This window comes from Desulfotomaculum sp., assembly GCA_003513005.1.
Lineage (GTDB): Bacteria > Bacillota > Desulfotomaculia > Desulfotomaculales > Nap2-2B > 46-80.
This window is the reverse complement of sequence record DOTD01000042.1, coordinates 1-12,484: the sequence shown is the minus strand read 5'-3', so window position 1 is coordinate 12,484 and position 12,484 is coordinate 1. Positions and strand designations below refer to the sequence as shown.

The 12,484-nt window shown below is 47.3% G+C and carries 14 protein-coding genes and 1 pseudogene; 11 read left to right on the top strand and 4 right to left on the bottom strand.

Annotation, left to right across the window (positions count from 1 at the left end; translation table 11 throughout):
* The first annotated feature begins 421 nt into the window (after positions 1 to 421).
* From DEH07_05225 to DEH07_05195, 7 genes and pseudogenes are all read left to right on the top strand, one after another.
* The gene (locus tag DEH07_05225) at positions 422 to 1,297 is read left to right on the top strand and encodes a hypothetical protein (GenBank protein ID HBY03939.1); all 876 of its coding nucleotides are present in this window, start codon (positions 422 to 424) and stop codon (positions 1,295 to 1,297) included.
* A 69-nt stretch (positions 1,298 to 1,366) separates the two neighbouring features.
* On the top strand, positions 1,367 to 1,921 hold the full coding sequence (locus DEH07_05220; GenBank protein HBY03938.1) for a hypothetical protein: 555 nt from the start codon (positions 1,367 to 1,369) through the stop codon (positions 1,919 to 1,921).
* 112 nt (positions 1,922 to 2,033) lie between these two features.
* Positions 2,034 to 2,987, top strand: coding sequence for a hypothetical protein (locus DEH07_05215; protein ID HBY03937.1), 954 nt, complete (start codon positions 2,034 to 2,036; stop codon positions 2,985 to 2,987).
* Positions 2,936 to 3,202 carry a hypothetical protein gene (locus DEH07_05210; GenBank protein HBY03936.1) on the top strand — a complete coding sequence of 89 codons (267 nt, stop codon included), beginning with the start codon at positions 2,936 to 2,938 and terminating at the stop codon, positions 3,200 to 3,202. Before DEH07_05215 ends, DEH07_05210 begins: the two co-directional genes overlap by 52 nt.
* Positions 3,114 to 4,268, top strand: a complete 1,155-nt coding sequence (locus DEH07_05205) for a polyamine ABC transporter ATP-binding protein (GenBank protein ID HBY03935.1) — start codon at positions 3,114 to 3,116, stop codon at positions 4,266 to 4,268. Before DEH07_05210 ends, DEH07_05205 begins: the two co-directional genes overlap by 89 nt.
* Entirely contained in the window at positions 4,261 to 5,016 is a 756-nt protein-coding gene (locus tag DEH07_05200; GenBank protein HBY03934.1) for a hypothetical protein, read from the top strand. Before DEH07_05205 ends, DEH07_05200 begins: the two co-directional genes overlap by 8 nt.
* A 626-nt stretch (positions 5,017 to 5,642) precedes the next feature.
* Positions 5,643 to 5,958, top strand: a pseudogene (locus tag DEH07_05195) (reverse transcriptase).
* Positions 5,959 to 5,988: 30 nt separating this feature from the next.
* Here the strand turns inward: DEH07_05195 and DEH07_05190 are convergent.
* The gene (locus DEH07_05190; protein ID HBY03933.1) at positions 5,989 to 6,249 is read right to left on the bottom strand and encodes a hypothetical protein; all 261 of its coding nucleotides are present in this window, start codon (positions 6,247 to 6,249) and stop codon (positions 5,989 to 5,991) included.
* Between the two features lie 445 nt (positions 6,250 to 6,694).
* On the opposite strand from DEH07_05190, the gene DEH07_05185 reads away from it, so the two are divergent.
* From DEH07_05185 to DEH07_05170, 4 genes are all read left to right on the top strand, one after another.
* Positions 6,695 to 7,444, top strand: a complete 750-nt coding sequence (locus tag DEH07_05185; protein ID HBY03932.1) for a hypothetical protein — start codon at positions 6,695 to 6,697, stop codon at positions 7,442 to 7,444.
* 154 nt (positions 7,445 to 7,598) lie between these two features.
* Positions 7,599 to 8,897 (top strand): hypothetical protein, encoded by a 1,299-nt coding sequence (locus DEH07_05180; protein ID HBY03931.1) that lies wholly within the window; start codon positions 7,599 to 7,601, stop codon positions 8,895 to 8,897.
* Positions 8,894 to 9,727 (top strand): macrolide ABC transporter ATP-binding protein, encoded by an 834-nt coding sequence (locus DEH07_05175; protein HBY03930.1) that lies wholly within the window; start codon positions 8,894 to 8,896, stop codon positions 9,725 to 9,727. Before DEH07_05180 ends, DEH07_05175 begins: the two co-directional genes overlap by 4 nt.
* The gene (locus DEH07_05170; GenBank protein HBY03929.1) at positions 9,724 to 10,896 is read left to right on the top strand and encodes an ABC transporter permease; all 1,173 of its coding nucleotides are present in this window, start codon (positions 9,724 to 9,726) and stop codon (positions 10,894 to 10,896) included. The genes DEH07_05175 and DEH07_05170 overlap by 4 nt, the downstream gene beginning before the upstream one ends.
* 25 nt (positions 10,897 to 10,921) lie before the next feature.
* On the opposite strand, the gene DEH07_05165 is transcribed toward DEH07_05170, so the two are convergent.
* Genes DEH07_05165 through DEH07_05155 form a run of 3 tightly spaced genes read right to left on the bottom strand, consistent with a single transcriptional unit; the run spans position 10,922 to position 12,199 of the window.
* On the bottom strand, positions 10,922 to 11,431 hold the full coding sequence (locus tag DEH07_05165) for an ISAs1 family transposase (GenBank protein HBY03928.1): 510 nt from the start codon (positions 11,429 to 11,431) through the stop codon (positions 10,922 to 10,924).
* Positions 11,331 to 11,807, bottom strand: coding sequence for a hypothetical protein (locus tag DEH07_05160; GenBank protein ID HBY03927.1), 477 nt, complete (start codon positions 11,805 to 11,807; stop codon positions 11,331 to 11,333). Before DEH07_05160 ends, DEH07_05165 begins: the two co-directional genes overlap by 101 nt.
* Positions 11,732 to 12,199: a hypothetical protein gene (locus tag DEH07_05155; protein HBY03926.1), complete on the bottom strand. Its 468-nt coding sequence runs from the start codon at positions 12,197 to 12,199 to the stop codon at positions 11,732 to 11,734. Before DEH07_05155 ends, DEH07_05160 begins: the two co-directional genes overlap by 76 nt.
* Positions 12,200 to 12,484 lie beyond the last annotated feature (285 nt).

Sequence of the window (12,484 nt, the reverse complement as noted above, 5' to 3'; positions counted from 1 at the left end):
GATGCCCCTGATCTGTTCAACCTTATCTTCTGTTATTTCAGGCCTTGTCCGATATTCCATACGAATTTCCTTCCACCGCGATTTTCATAATGCAATATTCGACATCGGATGGTTGGAGTTCTGTTTTTTTAAAAATTTTAATCAAAAAAAGCGCGGCATTTATTTCTTTTGATGTTGCGTTTGCCGCGCTTTTATCCTTTTCTCTATTGAATAGGTGATGTTATTTATTTGATAAAGAACATTCTATTTCATGAATGGAAATTAAATAGGACTGTGAATAGTAACGGGAAGCATAAAATGTCCCATAATTTTACACAAACTTTAACTTGGCTTAATCCTGGGTTAACATTTACTGATCTATAATAAGGCTGAAATTGCAATTTCAATGTTTCAAAAATAATGAAAAGGAACTTTCAACCTGATGAAAACTATTCAAAATGCCATCCGCTTAAATTACCTTAATTTAAGCAAAACACAAAAAGCCATTGCGGAAACAGTTCTGCCACAGCCGCAGCAGTATTTCATGCTGCGCATTACTGAATGCGCCAGCCGCCTTTATGTCTCCGAAGCGTCCTTGATCCGTTTTGCCCGGGCCATCGGCTTCAACGGCTATAACGAAATGAAAAGTTTTTGCCAGACCGAAATTATGAAATCTTATGAAATCAAGGAAAGAATCATTCACACGCTGCAGGAACCGATAAAAGATAATGAGCTGATGAAGGTTCTGCTTCAAAAGGAAATGGACAATTTTTCAGTCCAGATGGAAGAGCTCGATTATGGCGCTTTGGAGAAGCTAGCTCACCTTATATCTTCAGCTAGAACCATTTATATTGCCGGCATGGGAGTTGCTACTACCTTGGTAGGATTTCTGAAATTCAGATTACGCAGGTTGGGAGTTCGTGTCCAAGCCCTGGACGAAGGAGGTTATGAATGCGCTGAGAACTTAACATCGCTGCAACGGGAAGATGCTCTGGTAGTCATAGGCTTTCGCCGTATTTATGAGGAACTTCTGACAGCCATAGATTACGCCAAGCGAGTCGGCTGTCCGGTATTTGCCATCACTGAAAACTCTTTATCCCGGCTGGCTGTAAGGGCTGACGATCATATCGTTATCAGACGGGGTCCCGACAAATCTCTAAATTCCGTAGCCTTTCCTATCGCTGTGTGCAATGCGGTTGCAATTATGGTAGCCCGTTTAAAAGAACCAAAAGTAACCGGCGCCATCAACAATTTGGAATGGCTGAATATGCAAATGAAAAAAAATTATAAAGGAGAGAAAATAGATGAAAAGAAATAATTTCCTTGGGTTGTTTATCGGCCTGCTTCTGCCAAAGACAAAGACGGCTACTATTACGGATCGCGGGTTATCAATATGGTTTTGGCCTATAACACGGCAAACACCAAGCCGCCCAAAAGCTGGAATGACCTCCTTGATCCCCAATATAAAGGCAAAATTGGGATGCCCAGCGTATCAAGCGGAACTTCTTACACTTTTGTGGGCGATCTGGCTTCAAACCAGAACTTCGGCTGGACTTTCTTTGAAAAAATGAAGGCCAATGGCGGGGTCCAGGTAAAAGCCAATAATGACGCCGTTCAAAAACTGGCCTCGGGCGAATTTACCCTGACAGTCGTCCTGGACTACATGATCAAAGCCATGAAAGACCAGGGTTCTCCGGTGGATTATGTCATTCCCCAAGAAGGGGCAGTCATGGTTGTATCACCGATCGCCCTTGTGGAGGGGGGCAAAAATGCGGACGGCGGCAAAAAATTTCTGGACTACGTTCTTTCTAAGGAAGGCCAGGAACTGCTAACCAAGCAAAATGTCGTTTCCGTGAGATCGGATATAACACCGCCGAGTGGCGTTCCTTCCATTAAAGATAGATATAAAAGCTTTTCCATCCAACGATGCTTATTTGAATGAAGCCAGGGAAGAAATCAATACGAAATTCGGCAATATATTCGGCAAATAATCCTGTTTTCATGAAATCCCTTATATGCAGTAAACTTATCGTGGGGTAAGGAGTGAACGCTGGATGAAAATTCGTTTCACCAGCAAATCCGTCCTGTTTTTATTGGTAATCTTCCTGGTCTTGGCGATCGATGTCTATCCGATGCTGATCATGCTGCTGAAGAGCATCCAGGGTCCAAGCGGATTGACTTTGCAGAATTTCATCGACGTTTTTGGCGGCGAACGCAATATTGAAGCCATCCTGCACACTTTTGCCGTTGCTTCGGCAGCGACTTGCCTGGCGCTGATCCTGGGAACAGGACTGGCTTATGTGACCAACCGCACCGATTTGCCGGGACGCGGCTTCCTCAGAGTGCTTGCCGTCATTCCTTTTTTCACTCCTCCCTTTATTTATGCCATGGCCTGGCAGCAGTTATTCAATCCGGCCGGTTATTTCAATAAATTATACATGGCGATAGCAGGCACAGGCGAACCGTTGTTTACTATTTATGGTCCGCTCGGCATTATTCTGGTCATGACCGCCGCCAGCAGCGCTACCGTGTTTCTGCTGACCGAGGACGCTTTCCGGCAGACGGACCGGGCTCTGGAAGAAGCCGCCCAGGTCTGCGGAGCCAAACCGGTTCGGATTTTGAAAGATATCACGATTCCGATTATGCTGCCGAAAATTTTAGCGGCGGCCGTCGTCGTTTTTATTACGGAGATCTCCAATTTTGGGATACCGGCGATTCTCGGGTTTCAAGTTTCTTACTATGTGCTGACAACCAGGATCTATCAGGTTCTTCAAGAATTTTACCGGGGAAACAGTTTTGAAGCAGCCTCAGCGATGTCCGTAATCCTGCTTGTCGTGGCAATCCTCAGCTTGTGGCTGAAAGACCGGACCGTCAAACAGGGACGGCATATAGTCCAGGCCGGAAACGGGGAACAGACCCTGCTGAAACTGGGCGGGCTTAAAATTCCCCTCTTTCTATTTGCTGCCCTGTTTTTGCTTATCTCTTCAGTACCTTATGGATTATTCTGATTGCTTACGTTGCCCGCTATATGTTTTTTGTTGTCCGGACTGTGTCAGCGGCTATGATCCAAGTCACTTCTTCCTTTGAGGAGGCAGCCAGAATCTCCGGCGCCAATTGGTTAAGGAGTGTCACGGATGTGTTGTTGCCCCAGATCAAAAGAAGCATCCTGTCTTCCTGGATTCTTGTTTTTGCTCATACGATCAGTGAACTGCTATCAGGATAATAACGTGGTCCGCAATGTCAGTTTAGAGCTCGAAAAGGGAGAGTTTGTCTCGCTTCTTGGCCCTTCGGGCTGTGGTAAGACAACGATTCTGCGCATGCTGGCCGGTTTTGTGGAACCGACCGATGGTGAAATTTATCTCCAAGGCAAACCGGTATTTTCTAGAAAGCAGGGAATTAATACTCCTCCGGAGAAGCGTCACCTCGGCATGGTCTTTCAATCCTATGCAGTTTGGCCGCATATGACTGTTTTTGAAAATATCGCCTACCCCTTAAAATTGCACAAAATGAATAAGCAGCACATTGCCGGCAAAGTTGGCGAAGCAATTAATCTGGTCAATATGTCCAGTCTGGAAAAAAGATATCCCCATGAATTGTCCGGAGGACAGCAGCAGCGGGTGGCTATTGCCAGGGCAATCGTCGTGGAACCAGCTATACTGTTGCTGGATGAACCTTTATCCAGCCTGGATGCCAAATTGCGGGAAAAAATGTACCGGGAAATAGATGCTATCTGGCGCCGCACCGGCATAACCGTGATCTATGTAACCCATGACCAGAAAGAAGCTATGGCCTTGTCAGATACCATCGTCCTGATGGAACAGGGGGAAATTATGCAAAAGGGCAGTCCGAGCGATATCTATGAAAAACCGGCCAATTACTTTTCTGCCGATTTTGTAGGCAAGGCTAATATACTTCAGGGAATCGCTTCTTTTGAGGATACCCCTGTGATCATGATTACGGGGGAACAATTTCTTCCGGTAGATACGCTCGAAGGCGTGCAAGAAGGGATAAAGGTAAAGGGAACTTTTCTTTTTCGTCCGGAACAGGTAAAAATTTCCCCGGCCCATCTTAAGCGCAGCAACACTTCCGCCCGCTTTGCCGGATTGCCGGGTACGATTACTTACTGCAGTTACTACGGCTCTTATTTCGAATACGGAATTGATATCGGAAGCGGATCTGAGATCAGAGCCGAAGCAGACACCCGGAATATGTTAAAACCCGGCGATCAGGTGTTCATAACCATTCAAAAAGCCATTACACTACAAGAAGGAAATAACGAAATTGCTTAAGCTCGCTATATCATCTAAAATAATGCAAAGTTTTAATCTGGAAGAAATTATTCACTACACCGCCAAGACCGGTTTTGAAGGTCTTGAACTCTGGATGAATCAAGTGCAAGAAAGCGGAATCACTGTCAGAAAACTAAAAAAAATGGCGGCTGGGGCTAGTCTGATTTGCCAAATACATATGGATACGCGCGATGTCAATCTTGCTTCTACCAACCGGGTTATCCGGGAGGCGTCTTTAAGACAAGTACTTTCTGCTATTGAATATGCAGGCAATTTGGAGGCCGGGATTATTACCGTGCATCCCGGAAGGCTTTCCGAAGAAAAAGAAGTAGTGTCAAACCAAGAGGTATGGAATTACCAGATCGCTGCCTTTGCTGCGCTGGCCCATAAGGCGGAAAGCAAAAACCTTGTGATAGGCATTGAGAATATGGAAAAACGGCCCAAGGAGTTTGTGTTGACGGAAACCGATATCAGGAAAATCATTCAGGCCGTGGGCAGCAATAGCTTGCAGACTACCCTTGATGTGGCCCACCTCCACAGTACCGGTGATGTCACTCCGGCCATTGAAGCCTGGCAGCTTCCAATTGCCAATGTGCACATCAGCCAGTCCAATGCGCAAATGCATTTGCCCATATTTCTCAAGGAAGCGGGCGGAATCGACTATGCCCATATATTCCCTCCGTTAAACGCAAAATATCAAGGCGATGGTAGACGGGACGCACCCGTCGCCTGCGAAGCGGAAAGGTAAAAAGGGCAATTTGGCTTTATCAAGAAAACGGCCTGCAGAGCCGTTTTCTTTGTTGTACGCCCAGCAGTGTGTCCTGAAGTTAGTAGGACAAAAAGGGAAAGGAGGAAGAGAAAAGGTCCGAAAGCATGCTCTATAGGAGATGGAGGCAGGCCCTTCGCAATCGGTAATCAGGTGCAGGTTGCAAACCGCCACTGGGTGCTATGGTCAAAAGTCATGGTGCTGAGCGCAGTGGGAAAGGTGGGAAGTGCCCATCAGGTAGATGCCATGAAGCTGAATGAAAATGAATCGCTGATTAAGCGTCGAAAGCACATAGATGCAGTCGAAACCAAAGGTTTGCTGGCCTGAGGGATAGGAATCCGAAAGCGACCTGGTGTGCTGATCGGATGGCTGCCGGCGTAAAGGCGGCAGGAGCATGGCATAGGCTCTTGTAGGGAACAGGAGAAGTCCGAGTCAGAATGACAAACGAAAGCCACAAGCCATAAAAAGCGAGGGTGATAGTAGTGATGTCTAGGCTTGAACGCGGAGGAGTTCGTAGTAGTGATGAAGCCACTGTAATGGTGGTGGAGCGAAGGGACTCCGCCATCTCAACTTTCGAAGTACAAACAACCAGGTAATGGGAGGATTGAATGGAGAAAGGGAAGTCGTTTGCAATCTCGAAGAATGAAGTAATGGAGTCCTTCAAACTGGTCAAGGCGAGCCATGGAGCCGGAGGCGTAGATGGTATTAACATTGAGCAGTATGAAGAAAGACTCAAGGACAACCTTTACAAACTGTGGAACCGGATGTCATCAGGAAGTTATTTTCCAAAATCGGTGAGGGGGTGTGGAAATACCGAAGAAAGATGGTGGGATGCGACTGCTCGGCATACCCACGATCTATTCATACTGCACCCTCCTCAAACATGTTTTGGGATATAGTTATAGAATTAATTTCCATTATTAATAATTGATCGTTTTAAAGATATTTTGGCATTCAAATAGGTGTGAAGGACAATCTCTTTCCAGTTTTATTTCTATAATCCTTGATAAGTCTTCTCGCTTTTGTAACATCCACTTCTATTAAGGCTGCCACATTGTGTTTTTTTATCCCCATTTCACAAACATCAATGGTTGATATGCGGCTTAAGGGGATATCCGATTCAACATAATTTCCTGTGATATCCATGCTTCCTCCAATCCCTACCCCGGCACGGCTTTTCCTTCGTGTGACTGGTTTTCCCTGATAATACTCCATTATCTGTAAAACAAAAAGAGCCTTACGGCTCCTTCTTAAGATTTTCTGCCACGTTCTTGAGGGATTCCGCAATTGATTCATGAGCTCTCATAAATCTCCACACTACTACCCCAAAGAAAACATAAACTCCTATTAAAGGTATAATCATTGTAGCTCCAAAAAAACCATCCAAAAAACCACCTCTTTCTCTTATTCTTTCTCTTATCATTCATTCGACAAACAAAAAGTTTTTCCTTGACAAATATTCCGTCAAATATCGACAATGATGCCTTATAAATAGAGGCGCTTTAATAAGAAAAAAAAATATCTTTTATAACAAGATCCGACAATTATCTTAAAAATAATATGTTATTATTTATTTAATAACAAAGAACATTTATCAGCTTGATAATTTCAAAAATAAACCAATTGACTTTAATAATTAATATTGAAGGAGAAGTGATCTATGGAAACAAATATAACCCCTGAGACCGATTTAACGAATGAGATAATCACCAAACCGTTGAACCTGTGGCAAAGAATTGCCGGAATACTCTGGGGGGGACCCAGGAAAACTTTTGAGGACATTATCGCGGCACCAAAACTAACGGGAATTATTATTCTCCTCCTGGGTATAAGTCTGCTCCTTGCCATACTGGTTCTTCCTAAAATAAAGGAGTTCACGCTCTTGACTTTGCAGAATCTGCCGAATGCCGCCAGCATGCCTGCGTCGGCTGCAAGCACGGCTGTTACTGCTGCAACGGTGGCGGTACTGGCGGGTTCAATAGCCGCTCCGCTAATCACGTGGCTGATCTTGGCGGCGCTGTTAAGTCTGTTTAATTCCTCCATTGGGGGAAAATCATCCTTTAAAATGTTGTTCGGCGTAAGTGTTTATGCATATTTGCCTGTTATGATTGCTTCTATTGTAAAAACCGGCTTGATAATGTCTTCCCCGGCCCGGAATATGCGTGATATCAGCACAAGTCTGGCGCTGTTCCTGCCGGTAGATAAGATAAACGACAGGTTGTACATGTTCCTTTCACAGATAGATCCATTTTTTATTTGGAGCTTGGTCTTGCTGGTGCTGGGCAGTTCCTTGGCCATGAAAGTCGCCTTCAAAAAAACAGCTGTGTATATTGGAGCGCTGTGGGTTCTGTATATAATTGCCGTGGTTTTTCTTTCAGGTAAGGCATTTACCGCTTCCGTAGGGATGTAGGCAGGTGCTATGTATATGCACTCGCCGCGGCTTTTCTTACTCCTTTAAATAAAGCTGCATTTTAATAATTAAGATAAAAACTAAAACAGGATTAACAAACCGGTTGGTTTGCTTTTCAACGGGGTAGGTGTAAAAGGAAGGGGAGTCAGTTGCATTGAAGTTAAACGCAGATTTGTTTCGCAGCATTTTCGGAAAAAAGCTGTTGGCCGGGGCGCTGATCCTCGGCCTTATTGTGTCAGTGGTGGCCATCAACCTGGTCAGAAATAAAAAAACGGCTAGTATACCGGTAAAAACAGCCAAAGCGGAGATAAGACACCTGCAGGATAATGTATTTGCTACAGGCAGAGTGAGATTGGTGGAAAAGCAGGAATTCTACAGCTATGAGGAAACAACGGTAAAAGAAATAATGGTCAATCCGGGAGATCCTGTGCGCGAGGGGCAGGTGCTGGGACTTTTGGACGCCGGTGATTCCGGGGACAAGCTTAGTGAGGCCGAGGCCAACTATGCGGTACAGCAGTCAAACCTGGAAGACGCGCTGCATCCCAGGCCGGAGGAAATAGCCCAGAGCAGGGCAAACCTTAAAAAGGCTGAGGCTGATTACAAAAACGCCCAGAAAGAAGTAGAGAGAAATAAACAGCTTTATGACCAGGGGATTATCAGTTCTCAGGAATTGGAAGAAGCAGAGCTTGGACTGATAACAATGGAAACGGCATACAAAAATGCAGAGGCTGCGTTGAAAATAAAAGAATCAGGTCCCACCGGACCCGAACTGGCCGCCCTCAAAGCACAGGTGGAGCAGGCCCGCATCCGGATGGAACTGGCCCAGCGGGAGTTTGAAAGAAACACTCTCACAGCGGAAATGGACGGTGTTGTAATAGCCGTGGAAGTTTCCGAGGGTGATCACATTAATCCCGGCACCAGGCTCATCACCATCGGCAATACGGCTAAAGTGGAAGTGACCGCCGGGGTGAGTGAGGCGGACAGCGGCAGGTTGAATGTCGGTCAAAAAGTCAAAGTAACCGCCGCGGCGCTGCCCGACCGTGAGTATACCGGTGTGCTGCGCAGTGTTTCACCCGGCGCCCTTGTTGAAACGGGAAACCAGGGCAGCCAAATTGAAGTGCCGGTGATTGTAAACATAACCGGTGACTCCAAAGGGCTTCGCACAGGCTACACCGTGGATTTGACCATCACCACCGCGGACATAAAGAAGGCGCTGGCGGCGCCCTACGAGGCCGTGGTTGAAAAAGACGGAAAGCATATCGTTTACGTTGTGGAAAACGGAACAGCCAGGGAAAGGAAAGTGGAAACCGGCCTGGATACCGATTTATATACGGAGATAAAAACCGGGCTTAAGGAAGGCGAGACGGTAATTGTGGAACCCGGTGAAAAGATCAAGGATGGCGTCAGGGTTTCGGCGCTGAATAATGTCCCTGCGGCCGGAGGGGATAAATAATGATTCAGGTATCCCAACTGGTTAAAATATATAGCGCCGGGGAGAGCCAGGTAGTGGCGCTGCAAGATGTGAGCCTGGAGATTGCAGCCGGTGAGTTTATATCCGTAATGGGACCGTCCGGCTCCGGGAAATCAACCCTGATGAACATCCTGGGCTGCCTGGACACACCTACCTCCGGTTCATACAAACTGGACGGAGTAGAAATAAGCAGCCTGGATGACACCGGCATGGCGAAGGCGCGCAACCTGAAGATAGGCTTTGTTTTTCAAAATTTTAACCTGCTGCCCCGGATGACCGCCCTTCGCAACGTGGAAATCCCCATGCTGTATGCCGGGATAGACGCGAGAGAAAGAGTAAAAAGAGCAACCGCGATGCTGGAGAGAGTGGGGCTGGCCGGGAGGATCAATCACCGTCCCAGTCAGCTGTCCGGCGGTCAGGTGCAAAGGGTGGCCATAGCCCGGGCGCTGGTTAATGAACCGGCGGTATTGCTTTCCGACGAGCCCACAGGCAACCTGGACACCACCTCCGGGGAGGAGATACTGGCTATATTTCAGGATCTAAACCGGAACGGGGCTACCATAGTGCTGGTAACCCACGAAAGGGATATTGCCCTGCACACTTCAAGAATTATTCACTTCCGGGACGGCAGGCTGGTGGACGATGAGAGAGTGGAAAACCCCCTGGATGCTGTGGAACAGTTGAAAAAGCTGCCTGTGAGGAACCAAAATAAAATTCAGGCCAGTGAAAGATCAGTTCCTGTCGCCCTTTCTGAAGAGGCACATTTTGCCCAAACGGGAGAATCTGATGCCTTAAGGGAGGATGCCAGGTGAATTTATTGGAGAGCATCCGTGTAGCTTTAGAGGGCATTCAGGCCAATAAATTACGCTCTTTTCTGACCACCCTGGGTATAGTCATCGGCATTGCGGCAGTAATCGCGGTGGTGGCCATCGGCCAGGGAGGCCAGGCTGTCTTGATGGCCGAAATGGAGAAGGTGGGCGCCAATATATTTTTCATCAGTGTTGATTGGCGCGGTGAATCCAACTTCAAGGGGTTCAGCGCCAGCGATGTGCAGGTATTAAAGGAAAGACTGCCCGGTATCACTCATCTTTCCGCCAACAGTTCTAATATGGATAATGTGCGGGGGCCGAAGAAAAAAAAGTATTGCACTGTGCAGGGAGTGTCCTCCGACTACTCCTTTATCAGTAAAATGACTATGAAAGAAGGGCGCTTTTTCAGCAGCGGGGACGACGGCTTGGGCCGGCGCGTGGCCGTACTTGACGAGGCGCTGGCGGACGAAATATTCGGACGCGCTGATCCGGTGGGGAATATGGTCAGTATCGGCAGCACCCCTTTTCTGGTTATAGGGCTGGTGGCCAAAGGCGAGTCTATCTTCGGCTTTAGTGAAAATGTCAATGCTTATATACCGGGCAAGACCTGGCGCAATATGTACGGATCCTATATCAGTAGCATTCAAGGAAGCGCAGTTTCCAAAGAAAAGGTTCAGGAAACCATGGAGCAGGCGGTAAAGGTGCTGGAGCGCCGCCACCCGGGTGTGCAGTATGCCAGCCAGAGCATGGAGCAGATAAAGCAGTCGGCCGGCAAAGTTACCAGCATAATGACTCTGATAATCAGCGCCATAGCCGGAATATCCCTTTTCGTAGGCGGCATTGGAGTAATGAATATAATGCTGGTGTCCGTTACAGAGCGGACCAGGGAAATAGGCATCCGCAAAGCCCTGGGGGCCAGGCGGAAGGATATCCTTGTCCAGTTCTTGATTGAATCCGTGGTTTTGAGCGTGCTGGGGGGCATTATCGGTATGGCGGTGGGAATAGGCGGAGCTTTTATCATTGCCAAAGTGGCCAAGTGGCCTCCTTTAGTCTCCTGGTGGACAGCGCTGCTGGCGTTTACCTTCTCTGCGTGCATCGGCGTCATCTTTGGCCTGCTGCCTGCCAACAAGGCCGCTAAAATGGACCCCATAGAGGCTCTGCGGAGGGATTAAGTATCAGGTCTCCGGCAAAGTCACGCTAAACGCCAATCAGTGACAGAGCAAGCTCGCGATTCCACCCAAATTTACGTATGGTGCTGACAATTTTCTTTAACCCTTGCAGATTCAAAAGACTGATTGCCAAATTACGAATAGAGGCAAATACACGAGGCTCCGAACCTATCCTGATCTGAGAACGGTCTTCGTCAAATGTTACATCCCGGACCCAATGCAGGGAATTCTCAATTGACCATTGACCACGAATTATTTCCAGCAACGCTTGTGAATCCGCTTCTTCAGCAGATAGGCTGGTAATGTAAAATTGGATATCTTTCTTCGGCTTTTCGCCGTGCAAATCCGTGAATAATCTTTCTGCCCTGGCAAACTGGGCGGCGTAAGGGAAATTTGTCTGTCCCTTTTTTACAGGAACAGTTTTAATAGTATGTTTTTCAATTCGTGTGTGCATAGCATCGGCGGCGACGACCCTGCCTTTCAGGTCTATCGGTTCCAAAAGGGGCTTGAATGCAGTAATTTCGTTGCTTTTTTTTATCCACCTGTCGCTGGCCGATGACTATTTTCTCACGCTGCAGGAAGGCCGATACCAGGTGAACCGGTTTACCATCCGCCACAGAGGAGCCACGCAACGTCTTGCCGTCAACAGCCGCCGCCCGGGCTTGTGATTGGGACAGCAGCCACTGGCCAAGGAGGTCATCAACTTCATCGCCATCCACTCTTTTCAGTGTCAGACGCAGGGTCTTTTCGCTTGGCGGGACGAATTTTTCAAGTCTTTCATTGTACCAGCACCCCTGCCTGCCGGACAGGCGGGCCAGGCGTTTGAGCATTTCCTGGTTCAGACAGGATGCCCATTCACCGATAGAGTTAAAGCATCTTGCTCCAGAAAGGAGGGCACAGATGGCCACCGCCATAATAAAGATCCGGGAGTGCCGGATACCACGCTTTTTCGGGAGTCTTTCAGCAATGCCAGGTAATCCAGCAATCCTCCCCTGCTTTCAATAGAAACCGTGTTTAAATCGACCATCGCTCGTTTTCCTCCCGTCAGTTCTGAAGGAAGAAACAGGGCGGAGAGAATTGTGGCAGCATTTTTGAGCGGCGGTTTTACAAGGACGGTTTTTGACTGTCCGTGATAGTAATAGATGCCGCCTGTACGGCCATAACCCGTTGTCGTGCCTAAGGGAACCCAGCCGGCAGCCCGATAACAGATGGCTTTAAAGCGGCTGTGATCCACGAATGTTTCTACCATGACGATCGGGTGTCCATAGACGGTTTCCCAGTCGGCGGACAGTCTCTTGATATTCATCGCCAGCGCCCTGGATGCCAGGTTCTTAACCCAACTTTCCCCTCCCCAAGATCATAATTAGCCCAAAACACCCCTCTGGATAAATATGGGTTGGATATAAGCCGCACCATTACTGCATTCATGTATTCATAAACAGTCCAAAAACATCAAAATTACCAATGTAGTACCCTATTTTATTATGCCATTGACACAACAGTGTCTCTGGATTATAATAACAATATGCATATAGCCACTATTACTACAAAAAACAAAAAGACAGGAAAAGTCTATATCAACCATAAACTT